Annotated in this window: 17 protein-coding genes; 8 read left to right on the top strand and 9 right to left on the bottom strand. The window is 72.0% G+C overall.

Annotated features, from left to right (window positions below):
• The first annotated feature begins 8 nt into the window (after positions 1-8).
• Positions 9-878, top strand: a complete 870-nt coding sequence (locus ACNF49_RS22810; protein ID WP_482944925.1) for an oxidoreductase — start codon at positions 9-11, stop codon at positions 876-878.
• Between the two features lie 90 nt (positions 879-968).
• Here the strand turns inward: ACNF49_RS22810 and ACNF49_RS22815 are convergent, their stop codons facing one another.
• The gene (locus tag ACNF49_RS22815; protein ID WP_482944926.1) at positions 969-1,790 is read right to left on the bottom strand and encodes a class I SAM-dependent methyltransferase; all 822 of its coding nucleotides are present in this window, start codon (positions 1,788-1,790) and stop codon (positions 969-971) included.
• A gap of 102 nt (positions 1,791-1,892) precedes the next feature.
• Here ACNF49_RS22815 and add point away from each other — a divergent pair, with 102 nt between their 5' ends.
• Entirely contained in the window at positions 1,893-2,837 is a 945-nt protein-coding gene (gene add / locus ACNF49_RS22820) for an adenosine deaminase (RefSeq protein WP_482944927.1), read from the top strand.
• Positions 2,786-2,911, top strand: a complete 126-nt coding sequence (locus tag ACNF49_RS22825) for a hypothetical protein (RefSeq protein WP_482944928.1) — start codon at positions 2,786-2,788, stop codon at positions 2,909-2,911. Before add ends, ACNF49_RS22825 begins: the two co-directional genes overlap by 52 nt.
• 38 nt (positions 2,912-2,949) lie before the next feature.
• Here ACNF49_RS22825 and pgl read toward each other — a convergent pair whose 3' ends face one another.
• From pgl to tkt, 6 genes are read right to left on the bottom strand one after another with little or no spacing between them, the layout of a single operon-like run.
• Complete coding sequence (gene pgl, locus ACNF49_RS22830) at positions 2,950-3,723, bottom strand: 6-phosphogluconolactonase (protein ID WP_482944929.1); 774 nt, start codon at positions 3,721-3,723, stop codon at positions 2,950-2,952.
• Between the two features lie 26 nt (positions 3,724-3,749).
• Positions 3,750-4,664, bottom strand: a complete 915-nt coding sequence (locus tag ACNF49_RS22835; RefSeq protein WP_357983366.1) for a glucose-6-phosphate dehydrogenase assembly protein OpcA — start codon at positions 4,662-4,664, stop codon at positions 3,750-3,752.
• Positions 4,664-6,265, bottom strand: coding sequence for a glucose-6-phosphate dehydrogenase (zwf, locus tag ACNF49_RS22840; protein WP_482944930.1), 1,602 nt, complete (start codon positions 6,263-6,265; stop codon positions 4,664-4,666). The genes ACNF49_RS22835 and zwf overlap by 1 nt, the downstream gene beginning before the upstream one ends.
• A 1-nt stretch (position 6,266) precedes the next feature.
• Positions 6,267-7,883: a phosphoglucose isomerase-related protein gene (locus ACNF49_RS22845; RefSeq protein ID WP_357983360.1), complete on the bottom strand. Its 1,617-nt coding sequence runs from the start codon at positions 7,881-7,883 to the stop codon at positions 6,267-6,269.
• On the bottom strand, positions 7,880-8,971 hold the full coding sequence (gene tal, locus ACNF49_RS22850) for a transaldolase (protein WP_357983357.1): 1,092 nt from the start codon (positions 8,969-8,971) through the stop codon (positions 7,880-7,882). The genes ACNF49_RS22845 and tal overlap by 4 nt, the downstream gene beginning before the upstream one ends.
• Positions 8,972-8,978: 7 nt before the next feature.
• On the bottom strand, positions 8,979-11,009 hold the full coding sequence (gene tkt / locus ACNF49_RS22855; protein ID WP_482945570.1) for a transketolase: 2,031 nt from the start codon (positions 11,007-11,009) through the stop codon (positions 8,979-8,981).
• A gap of 335 nt (positions 11,010-11,344) precedes the next feature.
• Here tkt and ACNF49_RS22860 point away from each other — a divergent pair, with 335 nt between their 5' ends.
• Together ACNF49_RS22860 and ACNF49_RS22865 are read left to right on the top strand one after the other, a co-directional pair.
• Positions 11,345-12,289 (top strand): heme o synthase, encoded by a 945-nt coding sequence (locus ACNF49_RS22860; RefSeq protein WP_357983351.1) that lies wholly within the window; start codon positions 11,345-11,347, stop codon positions 12,287-12,289.
• A gap of 125 nt (positions 12,290-12,414) precedes the next feature.
• Positions 12,415-13,605 (top strand): PrsW family intramembrane metalloprotease, encoded by a 1,191-nt coding sequence (locus ACNF49_RS22865; protein WP_482944931.1) that lies wholly within the window; start codon positions 12,415-12,417, stop codon positions 13,603-13,605.
• On the opposite strand, the gene ACNF49_RS22870 is transcribed toward ACNF49_RS22865, so the two are convergent.
• Both ACNF49_RS22870 and ACNF49_RS22875 read right to left on the bottom strand, forming a co-directional pair.
• The gene (locus tag ACNF49_RS22870; protein WP_482944932.1) at positions 13,581-14,288 is read right to left on the bottom strand and encodes a SanA/YdcF family protein; all 708 of its coding nucleotides are present in this window, start codon (positions 14,286-14,288) and stop codon (positions 13,581-13,583) included. The genes ACNF49_RS22865 and ACNF49_RS22870 overlap by 25 nt on opposite strands.
• 22 nt (positions 14,289-14,310) lie before the next feature.
• On the bottom strand, positions 14,311-15,297 hold the full coding sequence (locus tag ACNF49_RS22875) for a COX15/CtaA family protein (RefSeq protein WP_482944933.1): 987 nt from the start codon (positions 15,295-15,297) through the stop codon (positions 14,311-14,313).
• A 117-nt stretch (positions 15,298-15,414) separates the two neighbouring features.
• On the opposite strand from ACNF49_RS22875, the gene ACNF49_RS22880 reads away from it, so the two are divergent.
• The 3 genes from ACNF49_RS22880 to ACNF49_RS22890 are packed head-to-tail and all read left to right on the top strand — an operon-like array spanning position 15,415 to position 18,170.
• Entirely contained in the window at positions 15,415-16,485 is a 1,071-nt protein-coding gene (locus ACNF49_RS22880; RefSeq protein WP_482944934.1) for a proline racemase family protein, read from the top strand.
• On the top strand, positions 16,482-17,489 hold the full coding sequence (locus ACNF49_RS22885; protein WP_482944935.1) for an ornithine cyclodeaminase family protein: 1,008 nt from the start codon (positions 16,482-16,484) through the stop codon (positions 17,487-17,489). The genes ACNF49_RS22880 and ACNF49_RS22885 overlap by 4 nt, the downstream gene beginning before the upstream one ends.
• A gap of 12 nt (positions 17,490-17,501) precedes the next feature.
• A complete protein-coding gene (locus ACNF49_RS22890; protein ID WP_482944936.1) occupies positions 17,502-18,170 on the top strand; it encodes a GntR family transcriptional regulator in 669 nt (222 codons plus the stop codon).
• Positions 18,171-18,396 lie beyond the last annotated feature (226 nt).

Genomic DNA, 18,396 nt, shown 5'->3' on the forward strand with positions numbered 1-18,396 from the left:
GAGGGGCGATGGCCCCCTGGACGCCCGCCGACATCCCGGACCTCACCGGCACAACCGCCATCGTGACCGGCGCCAACAGCGGCATCGGCCTGCCCACCGCCCGCGAGCTGGCCCGGCACGGAGCCCGCGTCGTCGTGGCCGCCCGCTCGGCGGACAAGGGCGAGGCCGCCGTGGCGGAGATCCGGCGGGCCGTGCCGGGGGCCGACGTCGCGTACGGCGCCCTCGACCTGGCCGACCAGTCCTCGATCCGGCGCTTCGCCGACACGGTGGACAGAGTGGACCTGCTGGTCAACAACGCCGGGATCGGCCTGGTCCCCCGTCAGGTGACCAAGGACGGCTGGGAGCTGCAGTTCGCCACCAACCACCTCGGCCACTTCGCGCTCACCGGGCTGCTCCTGCCACGGCTCCTGGCCGCCCCGCACGCCCGCGTGGTCACCGTCTCCAGCGACGCGCACTCCATGGGCCGGCTCGACTTCGACGACCTCGCCCTGGAACGCGGCTACCGCCGGATGAGCGCGTACGGACGGTCCAAGCTCGCCAACCTGCTCTTCGCCCTGGAGCTCCAGCGGCGGGCCGGCAGCGCCGGTGCGGGCCTGATCAGCGTGGCCACCCATCCAGGTGCCACCGCGACCCGCTTCGTCAAGCTGGGGCTCCTGCAGCCCCTCCTGCGCCTGTTCCTGCAGTCGGCCGACGCCGGCGCCGCCCCCTCCCTGTACGCCGCCACCTCGCCGGACATCACCGGCGGCGAGTTCGTCGGACCCCGGCTGAAGCTGCTCACGCCCTCGGAGACGGCCAGGTCCGAGGAGGTCGCCCGGCGGCTGTGGGAGGTGTCCGCGCAGCTCACGGGCGTACGGTTCGAGGAGCTCGCCCACCGCTGAGGAACGTGCCGCGGCCCTGGAGCACAAGCTGAGGGCTGTCCTCGCCGCAAACCGGTCAGGGGCCTCGGCGGCGTGCTGGCCCCGGCCGGGTCAGCGCAGACCGCGGGCCAGGTGGGCGCAGACGGGGAAGCCCGTGGTGGCGTACGGGGCGGCCAGGCGGTCGTAGCAGGCCCGGACGCGGGCGTAGGTCTCCGGCGGCTGGCGGGCGATCGTCTCGAAGCGCGGGCCGCCGGCCTCGACCACGCCGCTCCACCAGGCGGTGACGTCCACCCGGTGCCGCCAGCGCAGCGTCCGCACGTCCACGGCGGTGAAACCCGCCTCCGCCAGCAGCCCGGCGAAGTGTTCCGGCCGCTCCACGGCGGCGAAGGGGCGGACCGGAGGTTCGTACGGCACCCCCGCCGCCGCCAGGGCCTCGGCGAAGACGTTCGTGGCCGTCATCTCATCGGACTTCCACCAGGTCAGCGCGACGGCGCCGCCGGGACGCAGCACCCGGTGCAACTCCGCGAGCGTCGCCGGGACGTCGGCGACGTGGTTGACGACGAAGTTGCCCGCCACGGCGTCGAAGGAGGCGTCCTCGAACGGCAGGACGGGCAGGGTGGCCCGGCGGACCGTGGCGGCGGGGTGGCGGCGGGCGACCAGCTCCAGCATGGCGGGGTCGGCGTCCACGGCGGTGACCTGGGCGCCGGCCGCGAGCGCGGCCGCCGTCACCACGCCGGTGCCACATCCGACATCGAGCACCCGCTCCGGACGCCGCTCCACCCGGCCTTCCGCACCGGGGGGCGCGACGGCGCCTGATGCCACGGCGTCTTCTGCGGTCACGTCGGCGCCGCGGGTCACGGCGGCGAGCAGGGGTGGGACGGTGTGCGAGCTGAGCCGCGCGAACCCGCGGTCGTAGGCCTCAGGATCCCTCACGGACCAGGAGCCTACCCCCACGGCACGAATCCTGACATCTTAAGGTGAAATTTCGCCCCTTTCCCTGTTTCAAGGGGAAATCTCAGGCTTATGGTCTTCGCCATGACCATCGACGCCTTCATCGACGCGCTGCCCAAGGTGGAGCTGCACGTACATCTGGTCGGATCGGCCTCGGTCGACACCGTGCTGGAGCTGTCCCGGCGGCATCCCGGCAGTGAGGTCCCGACCTCCGAGGAGGAACTGCGCCGCTTCTACACCTTCCTCGACTTCCCCCACTTCGCCCGCGTCTACCAGGCCGTCAACAGCCTCGTCCGCGAGCCCGAGGACGTCGCCACCCTCGTCCTCGGCCTGGCCAGGGACCTCGCCGGGCAGGGCGGCCGGTACGCCGAGCTGCAGGTCACCCCGTACGCCCACCACATGGTCGGCATGCCCATGCGTGAGGTGACCGAGGCCCTCGACCTGGCCGCCCGGCGCTCCCTGACCGACCACGGGGTGGAGATGGCCTACATCTTCGACATCCCCGGCGAGTATGGCGAGGAGGCCGCCCGGATCACCGTCGACCACGCTCTGCGCGAACCTCCCGCCGCATTGGTAGGTTTCGGCATCGGAGGCATCGAACAGGACCGCCCCAAGTACCGCGACGCCTACCGCGACGCCTTCTCCGCCGCCCGCGCCGCCGGCCTGCACAGCGTCCCGCACGGCGGCGAGATGAGCGGCCCCGAGACGATGTGGGAGGTCATCGAGGGCTACGGCGCCGAGCGCATCGGCCACGGCATCAACTGCCTGTCCGACCCCCGCCTGGTCGCCCACCTGCGCGAGACCCAGCTCCCCCTGGACGTCTGCCCCACCTCGAACGTCTGCACCGGCCAGGTGCCCGACCTCGCCGCCCACCCGCTGCCCCGGATGCTGGAGGAGGGCCTGTACGTCACCCTCAACAGCGACGACCCGCCCATGTTCGCCACCACGCTGGCGGGGAGTACCGCGCCGCCGCCCACGTGCTCGGCCTGGGCGCCCCCGAGCTGGCCCAACTCGCCCGCAACGCGGTGAACGCCTCCTACCTGACCGCCGACCGCAAGCAGACCCTCCTCAAGGAGATCGACACCCTGACCGCCGACATCTGACGGCCAGGAAGCGTCGTGCGCCCCGACCCGCGTTGAGGTCAGGGGGAGGCCAGGCGGCCCAGTTCTGGGGGGATCTTGGCGGCGGCGGCGCGGTCGAGCAGGAACATGGTGCCGGCTCGGCCGCGGGCGCCGGCGGCCGGCACCTGGACGTGTCCCGAGTCCGACAGGGCCAGGCGTACCGCGCCCGACTTCTCCTCGCCGGCCGCCACCACCCACACCTCGCGCGCCGCCTGGATGGCGGGCAGGGTCAGGGAGATGCGGGTGGGGGGCGGCTTGGGGGAGCCGTGCACGGAGACGACGGGGCGCGTGTCGTACAGGGCGGGCATGCCGGGGAACAGCGAGGCCACGTGCGCGTCGGGGCCCATGCCGAGGAGCATGACGTCGAAGGCCGGCACCGGGCCGTGGTCCTCGGGGCGGGCCGCGGCGCGCAGCTCGGCGGCGTACGCCTCGGCCGACTCCTCGGCCGTCATGCCGGAGTCGGGGCCGCGCATGACGTGGATCCGGCCGGGGTCCAGGTCCACGTGGTCGAGCAGCGCCTGGCGGGCGCCGGTCTCGTTGCGTTCCTTGTCGCCGGTGGGCACGAACCTTTCGTCGCCCCACCAGACGTCCAGGCGCCGCCAGTCGACGGCGTCACGGGCGGGCGTGGCGGCGATGGCGGCCAGCGTGGCGATGCCGACCGTGCCACCGGTCAGCACGATCGAGGCCGACCCCTTGGCCGACTGCACGTCGACCAGGCGCGTGATGATGCGCGCCGCCACGGCCTTGGCCAGGACGTCGGCGTCGCGGTGCACGACAACGTTGGGAACGCTCACGACACTTCTTTCTCAAGTGGAGGGGGTCAGCCCTTGTACGTACGGGCGAAGCGCTTGACGGCGGCCTCGTAGACCTCGTCGCTGTCCAGCCGGCGCAGCTCCTCGGCCATCAGCTCGGAGGTGTGCCGCCTGGCCAGCGCCACGTTCCGGTCCGGCTGACCGGGACGCGACAGCGTGGCCAGCCGCGCGTCGGAACGCATGACCGACAGCTCGCCGTCGCCGGTCTGCAGCCGTACGGCGGTCAGGCCGGGACCGGCCGACTCGCCCACCTTGACCGGCGCGCCCAGCCGCTCCGACAGCCAGGCCGCCAGCAGCGGCGCGCTCGGGTGCCCGGGACTGGCCTCCACCATGCCCTTGCGCACCTTGCCCACCGGCTGGTCGAACGCGGCGGCCAGCAGGCTGCGCCACGGCGTCAGCCGGGCCCAGGCCAGGTCGGTGTCGCCGGGGGCGTACCCCTTGGCGCGGGTGACCAGCGACGCGGCGCCGCCGTTCTCGAAGCCCTTGGCGTCGGTGATGCGCCGCTGGGCCAGGGCGCCGATCGCGTCCTTGGACGGCACGTCGGGGGCCGCGCCCGGCCACCAGGCCACCACGGGGGTGTCGGGCAGCAGCAGGGGGCTGACCACGGAGTCGGCGTGCTGGGTCAGCTCGCCGTACAGGCGCAGCACCACGACCTCGCCGGGCGTGTTCTCGCCGATGCGCAGCTCGGCGTCGAGCCGGTTGGGCTCGGCCTCCTCCCGCTTGATCACCACGATGATGCGCGAGGGGTGCTCGCGGGCCGCCTCGGTGGCGGCGCGCAGCGCGTCGTACTGGTGGCGCTCCTCGGAGACCACCACGAGGGTCAGCACCATGCCGATGGCGGGGGCGCCCATCTGGTGGCGCAGCAGCATGAGCTGCGCCGAGATCTTGCCGGCCGTCGTGTCCGACAGCATGAAAGTCGTCACTAGAGTCTCCTCCACACGCGGCCGTCGCGCGCCATCATCGCATCGGCCGACTCCGGGCCCCACGAGCCCGACTCGTAGCCCTCGGGCTGTCCCTGCGTGGCCCAGAAGTCCTCGATCGGGTCGAGGATCGTCCAGGACAGCTCGACCTCGCGCTGGTGCGGGAAGAGCGGCGGGTCGCCGATCATGACGTCGAGCAGCAGCCGCTCGTACGCCTCGGGCGAGGACTCCAGGAACGACTCGCCGTAGGCGAAGTCCATGGACACGTCGCGCACCTCCATGGCGGTGCCCGGGACCTTCGACCCGAACCGCACGGTGATGCCCTCGTCCGGCTGCACGCGGATGACCAGGGCGTTCTGGCCCAGGATCTCGGTGTCGGTCTTGCTGAAGGGCAGGTGCGGCGCCCGCTGGAACACCACGGCCACCTCGGTGACCCGGCGGCCCAGCCGCTTGCCGGTACGCAGGTAGAACGGCACTCCGGCCCACCGCCGGTTGGCGATCTCCAGCTTGACGGCCGCGTACGTCTCGGTGGTCGACTCGGCGGAGATGCCCTCCTCCTGGAGGTAGCCGACGACCTTCTCGCCGCCCTGCCACCCGGCCGCGTACTGGCCGCGGGCGGTGTTGAGCCCCAGGTTGGACGGCAGCCGCACCGCCTTGAGCACCTTCTCCTTCTCCCGGCGCAGCGCCGAGGCGTCGAAGGAGGTCGGGTCCTCCATGGCGACCAGCGCGAGCAGCTGGAGCAGGTGGTTCTGGATCACGTCGCGGGCCGCGCCGATGCCGTCGTAGTAGCCGGCGCGCCCGCCGATGCCGATGTCCTCGGCCATGGTGATCTGCACGTGGTCGACGAAGCTGCGGTTCCAGATGGGCTCGTACAGGTTGTTGGCGAAGCGCAGCGCCAGGATGTTCTGGACCGTCTCCTTGCCCAGGTAGTGGTCGATCCGGAAGATCGAGCTCTCCGGGAACGCCGACGTGGTGATCTCGTTCAGCTCGTGGGCCGACTTCAGGTCATGGCCGAACGGCTTCTCGATGACCACCCGCCGCCACGACCCCTCGGGCGCGTCGGACAGCCCGGTGCGCTTGAGCTGCTCGACCACCACGGGGAAGAACTTGGGCGGGACGGACAGGTAGAAAGCGTAGTTGCCGCCCGTGCCGCGGGTCTGGTCGATCTCCGCCAACGCCATCGCCAGCGCGTCGAAGGCCCCGTCGTCGGAGAACTCGCCCGGGACGAAATGGATGCCTTCGAGGATCTGCTTCCAGACCTCCTCGCGGAACGGCGTACGCGCGTGCGCCTTGACCGCGTCGTGCGTCAACTGCGCGAAGTCCTGGTCCTTCCAGTCGCGCCTGGCGAAACCGACCAGCGAGAAACCGGGCGGCAGCAGGCCGCGGTTGCCCAGGTCGTAAATGGCCGGCAGCAGCTTGCGCTTGGCCAGGTCGCCCGTCACGCCGAACAGCACCAGCACGCACGGCCCCGCCACCCGCGGCAGCCGCTTGTCACGCGGGTCGCGCAAGGGGTTGGCCTCGGCGACCTCCAATGTCGTGGCGGTGTTCGCCACGGCCGCCGCCACCGCGACGACCTCCTCTTCAGGAGATGCTTCGTCAGTCATCTCAAACCTCCTGTGCGGCTGCGAGCAAATGCGCGACACCCGTCGCGCGGTCCGTCAAGTGCAGGCGTACGGCGGGCCGGCCGCGGGTCTCCAGCGCGGCCAGGTCGCCAAGCGCCTGCGCGAGCTGGAGCCGCCCCAGCGTGTACGGCTGTCCCGGGACGGCGACGTCGTCGGTCACCGCCCCCGTGATCTGCAGGAACACGCCGTTCTGCGGCCCGCCCTTGTGGTATTGGCCGGTCGAGTGCAGGAAACGCGGCCCCCACCCGAACGTCACCGGCCGGTTGGTGCGGATGGCGAGCAGGGCGCGCAGCGTGGCCGCGTCGGCCATCATCCACGCGTCGGTCATCTGCTCGAAGTCGGCCCCCTCGGGCACGGGCGCGTCGAAGGCGGCCAGCCGGTCGAGGTAGGCCATCACGGCCAGGTAGCCGTCGTGCGGGATGGCCTTCAGCAGCTCGGCCAGCACACCGGGCAGGTCGTGGGAGCGGACCGCGCCGTAGACCTCGACGGGCCCGTCGACCAGCGTGGGCGCGCCGAGCGGCAGGTCGGGCAGGGCCAGCAGGGCCGCGGTGTTCTCCTTGGACTCGGCCACGTTCGGCTGGTCGAACGGGTCGATCTCCAGCAGCAGCCCGGCCACGGCGGTCGCGTACTCCCAGACCAGGAACTGGCCGCCGAGCGGCCCGTCGACGCGTACGGCGCCGTTGTCGGACTCGATCGCGACGACCAGCTCGTCGCCGGTGTGGTTGGGGTCGGCGTTGACGATCGGCAGGATGCCCCTGCCCTGCTTGCCGGTGGACTCGGCGACGAGCTGCTCGATCCAGTCGGGCAGCCCGTTGATGCCGGAGAGCTGGTCCTCCAGCACGAGCTTGTCGCGCCCGGCCAGCGCCGCGCCGCCGAGGGCCGCGCCCAGGTCGAGGCCGGGGTTGCCGGTGTCGAGGGACAGCAGCGGCAGCACCTCCTCGGCGTCGTCGAGCAGCCGCTCGACGTCGGCCCCGGCCAGCGCGCTCGGCACCAGCCCGAACGCCGACAACGCCGAATAGCGGCCGCCCACGTCGGGGACGGCCAGGACCAGGTGGTAGCCGCCGTCGATCGCCCGCTGCTCCAGCGGCGAGCCCTGGTCGGTGACGACCACGATCCGGTCGGCGGGCGAGATGCCCGCCTCGGTGAAGATCTGTTCGTAGATGCGCAGGTGGCAGTCGGTCTCGACGGTCGAGCCGCTCTTGCTGGCCACCACCACGACCGTGGACTCCAGCAGGTCGGTCAGTGCCCGCCGGACCTGCGCGGGGTCGGTCGTGTCGAGCACGGTCAGCGGCACGTCGGCGGTCTGGCAGATCACCTCGGGGGCCAGCGACGAGCCGCCCATCCCGGCCAGCACCACGTTCGTCAGGCCCTCGGCGCGCGCCCGCTCCACGAGCTTGCCCAGCTCGGGAAGGAGCTCGCGGGAGGTGCGCGGCAGCGTCAGCCAGCCGAGCCGGACCGCCGCCACCGCCTCGGCGTCCTCACCCCACAGCGTGGGGTCGCCGCCGGCCAGCCGCGCGGGCACGCCGTCGGCGACGAGGCGCCCCGCGACGGAGGAGGCGGCCGCGGCCACCCCCTCCTCGCGGTAGGACACCTCGATCATGGCACCAGATTCTTGGTGACGCTCTCCAGCAGCTCGTTCCAGGACGCCTCGAACTTCTCGACGCCCTCCTCCTCCAGGACGCGCACGACGTCGTCGTAGTCGATGCCGGCGTCCTTGAGCGCGGCCATGGTGTTCCAGGCCTGCTCGTAGAAGGGGCGCACGGTGTCGCCGGTGACCTGGGCGTGGTCGGCGGTGGCGTCGAGGGTCTTCTCCGGCATCGTGTTGACGGTGCCGGGGGCGACGAGCTGGTCGACGTACATGGTGTCGGAGTAGTCGGGGTTCTTCACCCCGGTCGAGGCCCACAGCGGGCGCTGCGGACGGGCGCCCGCGGCGCGCAGGCGCTGCCAGCGCTCGGAGCTGACGACCTCCTCGTAGGCGGCGTAGGCCAGGCGCGCGTTGGCGATGCCGGCCTTGCCCTTCAGCTCCGGCTTGCCGAGCTTGTCGAGCCGCTTGTCGATCTCGGTGTCGACGCGGCTGACGAAGAACGAGGCCACCGACTCGATCGTGGCCAGGTCCAGGCCCTTGGCCTGGGCGGCCTCCAGGCCGGCCAGCCAGGCGTCCATGACCGCGCGGTAGCGCTCCAGGGAGAAGATCAGCGTGACGTTGACGCTGATGCCCTCCGACAGCGCCTGCGTGATCGCGGGCAGGCCCTCGAGGGTGGCCGGGATCTTGATGAACAGGTTGGGCCGGTCGACCATCCACCACAGCGCCCTGGCCTCGGCCACGGTCTTCTCGCTCTCGCGGGCCAGGCGCGGGTCGACCTCCAGCGAGACGCGGCCGTCCACGCCGCCGGTGGCGTCGTAGACCGGGCGCAGCACGTCGGCGGCCCAGCGGATGTCGTACGTGGTGATGGCGCGGACGGCCTCCTCCACGGTGACGCCGCGTACGGCCAGGTCGTGGAGCTGGGCGTTGTAGGCGTCGCCCTTGCTGAGCGCGCTGGCGAAGATCGTCGGGTTGGAGGTGACCCCGACGACGTTCTTCTCGCGGATCAGCTGGTCGAGGTTGGCCGTGCGCAGCCGTTCGCGGCTGATGTCGTCGAGCCAGATGGAAACGCCCTGGCCGGACAGCTTGTTGAGGTTGTCGCTCATCTTCTTCTCAGTTTCCCGTCGTCTCGCCCTTGTCCTGACCCAGCTTGGCGAGGCTCGCCTTGGCCGCGGCCGCCACGCGCTCGGCCGTGAGCCCGAACTGCTCGTACAGCGTCTTGTACGGCGCCGAGGCGCCGAAGTGCTCCAGGCTGACCACTTCGCCGCACTCGCCGACGAACTGGTGCCAGCCGAGCGCGACGCCGGCCTCGACCGCGACCCGAGCCCTGATCGAGCTCGGCAGGACGGTCTGCCGGTAAGCGGAGTCCTGCCCGTTGAACCACTCGACACACGGCATCGACACCACTCGTGCCGGGATGCCCTGCGCCTCCAGCAGCTCGCGGCCCTGCACGGCCACCTCGACCTCGCTGCCGGTGGCGATGATGATCACGTGCGGCTGGCCGTCGGACGCCTCGCGCAGCACGTAGCCGCCACGGGCCACGCCGTCGGCGCTCGTGCCCTCGTAGACCGGGACGTTCTGCCTGGTCAGAGCCAGGGCGGCGGGACGGTCGGTGTGCTCCAGGATCGTCTTCCACGCGTGCGCGGTCTCGTTGGCGTCGGCCGGGCGGACGACGTCGAGGCCGGGAATGGCGCGCAGCGCCCACAGGTGCTCGATCGGCTGGTGGGTGGGGCCGTCCTCGCCGAGACCGATGGAGTCGTGCGTCCAGACGTAGGTGACCGGCAGCTTCATCAGCGCGGCCAGGCGCACCGAGGGGCGCATGTAGTCAGAGAAGACCAGGAACGTGCCGCCGTAGGGGCGGGTGCCGCCGTGCAGGGCGATGCCGTTGAGAATCGCGCCCATGGCGTGCTCGCGGATGCCGAAGTGCAGCGTGCGGCCGTAGCGGTTACCGGGGAAGTCCTTGGTCTGGTACTCCTCGGGGATGAAGGACGGCTCGCCCTTCATCGTGGTCAGGTTCGACTCGGCCAGGTCGGCCGAGCCGCCCCACAGCTCGGGCAGCACCGGCGCCAGCGCGCCCAGCACCTCGCCGCTGGCCTTGCGGGTGGCCATCGAGGAGCCGGTCTCGAACTCGGGCAGGGCCGTGGCCCAGCCGGCGGGCAGCTCGCGGTGGGAGATGCGGTCGAACTCCTTGGCCCGCTCGGGGTTGGCCAGGCGCCATTCGGCATAACCCTTGTCCCACTCGGCGCGCTCGGTACGGCCCCGGGCGACCACCTCACGGGCGTGCTGCAGCACCTCGGCCGGCACGTCGAAGCTCTTGGCCGGGTCCATGCCCAGGATCTCCTTGGTCGCGGCGATCTCCGCCTCGCCCAGGGCCGCGCCATGGATCTTGCCGGTGTTCTTCTTGTTCGGCGCCGGCCAGCCGATGATCGTGCGCAGCCGGATGAAGGAGGGCCGGTCGGTCTCGGCCTTGGCCGCCTCCAGCGCCTCGTACAGCGCCTGGACGTCCTCCTCGTACTCGCCGCCGGCGGTCCAGTCGACGCTCTCGGTGTGCCAGCCGTAGGCCTCGTAACGCTTGACGACGTCCTCGGACTTGGCGATGAGGGTGTCGTCCTCGATGGAGATGTGGTTGTCGTCGTACAGGACGACGAGGTTGCCGAGCTTCTGGTGGCCGGCCAGGGCGCTGGCCTCGTGGCTGATGCCCTCCTCGATGTCGCCGTCGCTGACGAAGCACCAGATGTGGTGGTCGAACGGCGAGGAGCCGCGCTCGGCCTCGGGGTCGAACAGACCGCGCTCACGGCGGGCCGCCATCGCCATGCCGACCGCGTTGCCCAGGCCCTGGCCGAGCGGGCCGGTGGTGGTCTCCACGCCGGCGGTGTGGCCGTGCTCGGGGTGACCCGGGGTCAGGCTGTCCCACTGGCGCAGCCGCCGCAGGTCGTCGAGCGTGAGGCCGTAGCCCGACAGGTAGAGCTGGATGTAGAGCGTCAGGCTGGTGTGGCCGCACGACAGCACGAACCGGTCGCGGCCCGCCCAGTTGGGGTCGCTGGGGTCGTGGCGCATCACGCGCTGGAACAGCAGGTATGCGGCGGGGGCCAGGCTCATGGCGGTGCCGGGATGACCCGAGCCCGCCTTCTCGACTGCGTCCATCGCCAGGGCCCGGACGACGTCGACGGCCTTCTTGTCGAGGTCGGTCCATTCAAGGGCTGGCACGAGTTCGGTGCTCAAGTGCTCGATCTCCGGAATCTAGTTGTCATTTGGCAGTACCTGTTGGCTATCCCGCCCACACGGGACCCTAACCGAGTGGAGCTGGCGATCGATTCCCATTCCACCCTCGCGTGTCCATGAATGGCGCAAGCCCCCCATTGGCCGGACCGGCCGCCCCTGCGACTACAGTTTGGTTGTTCGCAGAGGCGCCACGGCGCCACTCATCGATCCGCTCTAATCAGAGGTTACGCGTTGACTCCGCACAGGCTGGAAGCGCCTTGACGGTGCTGACCAACAGGCAGGCCACGGCCCCCTCGACCGAGCCCGGGGCGCCGCGCACGTTCGGCATGGTCGTGAAGGCCTACGTCGCGCTCACCAAGCCGCGGATCATCGAGCTGCTGCTGATCACGACCCTCCCGGTGATGTTCCTGGCGGCCGGCGGCCTGCCGCCGCTGTGGAAGTCGATCGCCGTCATGGTCTTCGGCACCCTGTCGGCGGGCAGCGCCAACGCGCTCAACTGCTACGTCGACCGCGACATCGACCAGAAGATGCGGCGCACCCGCCGCCGGCCGCTGGCCAGGCACCAGGTGTCGCCGCGCGGCGCGCTGGTTTTCGGCATCGTTCTGGGGATTTTGTCCACTGTTGGCCTGTGGCTCACCACCAATTGGCTGGCCGCGGTGCTGTCCACCGGCGCGATCCTGTTCTACGTCATCGTCTACTCGATGCTGCTCAAGCGCCGCACGGCCCAGAACATCGTCTGGGGCGGCATCGCGGGCTGCATGCCGGTTATGATCGGCTGGGCGGGCATCACCGAGCGGCTCGACTGGGCGCCCCTGGTGCTGTTCGGCGTGGTGTTCTTCTGGACCCCGCCCCACACCTGGACCCTCGCCATGCGCTACAAGGAGGACTACGCGGCGGCCAAGGTGCCGATGCTGCCGGTGGTGGCCACCGAGCGGCGGGTGATCCTGGAGTCCGTGGCCTACACCTGGGCGACCGTGCTGTGCTCGCTGGCCCTGTGGCCGGTGGCCGGCACCACGCTGTTCTACCCGGTCGTCGCGGCCGTGCTCGGCGTGGTCTGCCTGTGGGAGGTCCACCGCCTGCTGGCCCGGCTCAACGCCGGCAAGAGCGGCGTCGACCTGCGCCCGATGCGCTTCTTCCACTGGTCCAACGCCTACCTCGCGCTGCTCTTCCTCGCCGTCGCGATCGACCCGCTGCTGGCCTGACCGCCGTGACCGTCCTGACCGCCGTGCGCGACGCCCCAGAAGCGCGTGTCCGGACGGTGAGGAGTGCCTGTCCCGCGCGGGCGGTCGGCACGGACCCCGGCCCTTCGATCCGTTAAAGTCACGGTATGGCGACCCGTGATCCACGCTGGGTGTTGAAGGACCGCCCGTCATTCGCGTTGATCACCGGGCTGGTCCTCACCGGCATCTGCGCCCTGGTCTCGTTCTCCTTCGACGTGATCAACGGCGAGCCGGTGCAGTTCTTCATCGCGCTCGGGCTCGCCCTGGCGCCGGTGCCGCTGCTGCTGGCCGCCGTGCTGGCGCTCGACCGCATGGAGCCGGAGCCGCGTAGCAACCTGATCTTCGCCTTCGCCTGGGGCGCGGGCATCGCCGTGCTGGTCGCCGGCGCGATCAACTCGCTCAACCTCCACTACTTCATCGACACCGCCAAGCTCTCGCCGACCAGCGCCCGCAACCTGGCGGCCACCTTCGGCGCGCCGGTGGTCGAGGAGACGATGAAGGGCCTGGTGCTGCTCGGCCTGCTGAAGTTCCGCCGGGCCGAGCTCGACGGCCCCACCGACGGCATCATCTACGCCAGCATGGTCGGCCTCGGCTTCGCCATGAGCGAGAACGTCAGCTACTACCTGTCGGCGCTCAACGGCAACGGCGTCAGCAGCCTGGCGGTCACCGTGGTGCTGCGCGGCATCCTGTCGCCGTTCGCCCATCCGCTGTTCAGCTCGATGATCGGGGTGGCCGTCGCCTACGCGGCCCAGCGCCAGGGCCCCGAGCGGGTCTTCCTGGTGCTGGCCGGCTGGTCGGGGGCGATGATCCTGCACGGCCTGTGGAACGGCCTGGCCTCCTACGGCGGCTTCCCCGGGCTCGTGGTGGCCTACCTGGCGCTGCTGGTGGTGCTCGTCGTGCTGATCGGCGTGGTGTTCAGGGACCGGCGGCGCATCGTCGCGCTCATCCAGACCTACCTGCCGCCGTACGAGCCGACCAAGCTGGTCGGGCCGGCCGACATCTACATGTTGTCCACGTTCGCCAGGCGCCGCCAGGCCAGGCAGTGGGCCAGGGCCTACGGCGGCAAGCAAGGCGTGCGCGCCATGCGCGACTACCAGCTCGCCGCCACCGAGCTGGGCCTGCTGCACGAGCGGGCGGCCCGCCACATCGTCGACGAGCAGGCCTTCCACGAGGAGCAGCGCGCCCTGCTGGAGTGCATGAGCACCGCCCGCGCCGACTTCCCGGTGCCGCCCGTGCACGCCCGCCGGATGGCCAGGGGCACCCCGCCGCCCGGCTACGCGCCCGGCGCGCCCCGCTGAGCCAGGATCCGGGTCAGCGAGACCTCGCGCGGCCCGGGGAAGACCGGGTCGGAGTGCAGCAGCAGCGCGTCCACGACGGCCTTGCCGGTGGCCAGCAGCTCCCGGGTGGCGTAGGCGTACGTGGTGGCCCCCCACTGGCGGGTGGAGTCGTCGCCCACGCCGAACGTCTCCAGCCCGGCCGTCCGGCACAGCGCGACGGCCCTCGGCAGGTGGAAGACCTGGGTGACGACGGTGACCCGCTCGGCGCCGAACACCCGGCGGGCCCGTACGCACGAGTCCCAGGTGTCGAACCCGGCGTAGTCGAGCACGATCACGTCCGCCGGCACGCCCCTGCGCAGCAGGTAGTCGCGCATGGCGGTGGGCTCGTCGTACTCCTTGCGGCTGTTGTCGCCCGACAGCAGCAGCGCGCGCACCTTGCCCGCCCGGTAGAGTTCGGCGGCCACGTCGAGCCGGCGGGCCAGCATGGGCGTGGGCTGCGTGCGCCACAACCCCGCGCCGAGCACCAGCGCGGCCTGCGCGGGCGGCACCCGGCCCAGCCAGCCGCCGGTGTCGGCCACCACGCGGTGCGGCGAGCTGTCGAGCCAGGCCCAGGTCATCGGCGCCAGCACGAGCACGCTGACCAGCACCAGCCCCTGATACGTACGGCGCAGCAGCCTGCGCGAGAACCTAGGGAGTCGCAGCACACCCCATACCATCGCACAACGGTCAGACCGGGGCGGGCGCTTCCGTGTGCGCGGCGGCGGCCGGGACCTCCAGCGGGCCTCTCGTGCGCAGCGAGGTGACCACCCGCAGCGCGGCGATCCACACCAGCGAGGCGCCGAGCACGTGCAGCAGCACCAGCGCGGCCGGCACGGCCAGGAAGTACTGGGTGTAGCCGATCACGCCCTGGCCCAGCTCCACCACGAACAGCCCGAGCACGGCCCGCCTGGCGGCCCGGGGCGCGCCGGTCACGCGCAGCGCGAACAGCAGCGCGAACGTCAGGCCGACGACGACGTAGACGATGTCGGCGTGCAGCCGGGCCACCGTCTCGATGTCGAAGCCGAACCGCGAGGCGATGACGTCGCCGGAGTGCGGGCCCGTGCCGCTGACCACCACGCCCGCCACCAGCAGCACCGCCGTGGCCGCGAGCAGCGCGTGGCCGAGCCGCCGGACGTCGCGGTGGGTGACCCCGGCGGCCGGACCGTCGCCCTCGCCGGCGCGGGCGTAGAGCATCCAGCAGGCGACGATCAGGGCCATCGAGATCAGGAAGTGCATGCCGACCGTGAACGGGCTCAGCGCGCTCCTGACCACCAGCCCGCCCCACAGGGCCTGGGCCAGCACGCCCGCCGGCTGGAGCAGCGCCAGGCGCACCAGCGGCCGCCTGCGCGGGACCAGGCGCAGCGCCGCGATCACGCAGGCCGCGCCCACCGCCAGCACCAGGAACGTCAGCAGCCGGTTGCCGAACTCGATGAGCATCGTGAGCATCGACATCTCGGGATGGGCGATCGGCACGAAACTGTCGGGCGTGCACCTCGGCCAGGTCGGGCAGCCGAGCCCGGAACCGGTCACCCGCACCCCCGCGCCGGTCACCGTGATGCCCGCGTTGGCCACCACGGAGGCCAGCGCCCAGCCGCGCATCGAGCGCGCGCTCGGCGCCCAGAACGAGCGCAGGGCGCGAACGAGGACGTTGGGGCGGCCGGTGGATTCCTTCACGTCAACGATGGTACGGGCCAGGTGGGACGGTCCCGTCAGGGGCTTCTCCAGAACGTGACAATGTGACATGTTACTCCTGGCGGCTTCCTCGACCCGGGCCCGGAGGGGTTTCGAACTGTGATCACTACTGTCGACTACCACACGGGCGGTGAGCCCTTCCGGATCGTCACCGGAGGCGTCCCCGGCATCCCCGGGGCGGACGTGCTCACCCGGCGGGAGAACGCGCCCGCCCACGCCGACCACGTCAGGCGGCTGCTGTGCCACGAGCCGCGCGGGCACGCCGACATGTACGGCTGCTTCCTGGTCCCGCCCGACGACGCCGGGGCGCATCTCGGCGCGCTGTTCTGGCACAAGGACGGCTTCTCCACCGCCTGCGGGCACGGCACGATCGCCCTCGGGGCGTACGCGGTGCAGGAGGGGCTGGTCGAGGCCGACCCCGACGGGGAGACCGACGTGGTGGTGGACGTGCCGTCGGGGCGGGTCAGGGCGCGGGTGCGGTGCTCGGGCGGGCGGGTGGCGGGGGTGACGTTCGTGAGCGTCCCGTCGTACGTGATCGCCCGGGACGTGGCCGTCGCCGGAACGAAGGTCGATATTTCGTACGGCGGGGCGATTTATGCGTCGATTTCGGCTGGGGTGCTGGGCCTGTCCGTCGAGCCCCGCCACCTGACCGCCCTCGTCGGGCACGCCCGCCGCATCAAGGCCGCTCTGGCCGGCCACCCCGCCACCCGCCACCCGCGCGACGACCGCCTGTCCGGCGTCTACGGCGTGATCTTCTACGACGACCTGCCGGGCGACGACCTGCCGGACGGCGGGTCGGCGGACGGCGAGCTGTCGGGCGCGGGGTTGCCGGGCGAGGGGCTGTCGGGCGGCGGATCGGTGGGCGGCGGGTTGCCGGGGGCCGGTCGGGGCGTCCGGCAGCGTAACGTCACCGTCTTCGCCGACGGCGAGGTGGACCGGTCGCCGTGCGGGTCGGGCACCGCCGCCAGGATGGCGCTGCTGCACGACGCGGGCCTGCGCGGCACCCTGGTGCACGAGAGCGTCGTCGGGTCCGTCTTCCGGGCGCGGGTGGCCGAGGTGACGGCCGAGGGCATCGTGCCGGAGATCGAGGGCATGGCCTACCGCACCGGCCGGCACGTCTTCGAGCTCGATCCCGACGACCCGATCGGAACGGGGTTCACGCTGCGATGAGCGCGCTTCCCTACATCGACGGGCCCGAGCTGGAGCGGCTGGTGCCGGTGGGCCGCGCGGTGGCCGTACTCGAACAGGCCCTGCGCGCCGGGCTCGACCCCGAGCAGACGCCCCGGCGGCCGACCGTGGACCTGCCGGCCGGGCAGCTCCTGCTCATGCCCGCCGCCGCCGGCCCCTACGCCGGGGTCAAGGCCGTCACCGTCACGCCCGCCAACCCCGGGCGCGGGCTGCCCCGCATCCAGGGGACGTACCTGCTGCTGGACGGCCCGACCCTGGCCCCGCTCGCCGCCCTGGACGGCATCGCCCTCACGTCCCTGCGCACGCCCGCCGTCTCCGCCCTGGCCGTCGCGCACCTGGCCGAGCCGGACGCGCACCGCCTGGTGGTGTTCGGCAGCGGGCCGCAGGCGTACGGCCATGTCGTGGCCCTGCGCGAGGTGCGGCCCGTCGAGCACGTCACGGTCGTGGGCCGCGACCCCGCCCGCGCCGCCGCCCTGGCCGCCCGCTGCGGCGACCTGGGCCTGACCGCCGAGCCCCTGACCACCGAGCCCCTGACCGCCGGAGCCCCCACCACCGAATCCAGGGCGGTGCCCGACAAGGTGCCCGACAAGGTGCCCGACGAGGTGGCCGACGCGCTCCGGGCCGCCGACCTCGTCGCCTGCTGCACCACGGCCGCGCAGCCGCTGTTCCCCGGTAAGCTCGCCCGGGACGGCGTCACCGTGGTCGCGGTCGGGTCGCACGAGCCCGGCGTCCGCGAGCTCGACGGCGACCTCGTCGCCCGCGCCACCGTGGTCGTCGAGGCCAGATCGGCCGCCCTGGAGGAAGCCGGCGACGTGATCATCCCGATCCGCCACGGTACGATCACCTCTGGTCATCTCGCCGGAAACCTCGCCGAGCTGATCGCCGGAAGGGTGGTGACCGGTCCCGGCCCGCGGGTGTTCAAGAGCACCGGCATGGCGTGGGAGGACCTGGTGGTCGCCGCGGCCGCGTACGAGGCGTGGAAGTAGGAGGGAAGGCGGATGGCTGCCGAGGACCGGCTCGACCTGCCCATGGTGGGGGAGCGGCAGAGCCTGCGTGAGCAGGTCGCGCACGCGCTGCGGGCCGCGCTGATCACCGGTGAGATGCGGCCCGGGGTGGTCTACTCCGCGCCCGTGCTCGCCGCGCAGTTCGGCGTCTCGGCCACGCCGGTCCGCGAGGCCATGCTCGACCTGGCCAAGGAGGGCCTGGTCGAGGCCGTGCGCAACAAGGGCTTCCGGGTGACCGAGCTGTCCGACCGCGACCTCGACGAGCTGACCGAGATCCGTGAGCTGATCGAGGTGCCCACCGTCTCGCGGCTGGCCGACAGCGCCCGCGCCGAGGAGTTCGAACGGCTGCGCCCGATCGCCGAGGAGATCGTCTCGGCCGCCGACCGGGCCGACCTGCTCGCCTACATCGACGCCGACCTGCGCTTCCATCTGGAGCTGCTGGCCCTGTCCGGCAACGCCCACCTGGTGGAGGTGGTGCGCGACCTGCGCAACCGGGCCCGGCTCTACGGCCTGTCGCAGCTGGCCGAGCGCGGCTCGCTGACCGACTCCGCCAGGGAGCACCTGGCCATGCTCGACGCGCTCAAGAGCGGCGACGGCAAGGCGGTCGGCCACCTGATGGGCGAGCACATCGGTCACGTCCGGGGCATCTGGGCCGAGCACTGACGCCCGCCGCGTTTCTTTACCGTCCGAATTAAGAAGGTTTGTCCGTTTTGCGGTAATGTGTTTGTGAAAGCTTTCACGAACGGATCTCCGTGAAGCCTCGCAAGCCCGGTCACGCGGACGCCCGCATCCGCTGACCTTCACCGGGCTCGGCACCCGCCCACCTCAAGCCGAGCCCTCCGCCGCGCGCCCGAGAGATCCCCATCCCCGCGGGCGCGCGGCGGCACCT

The sequence above is a fragment of the Actinomadura sp. ATCC 39365 genome, from assembly GCF_054392275.1.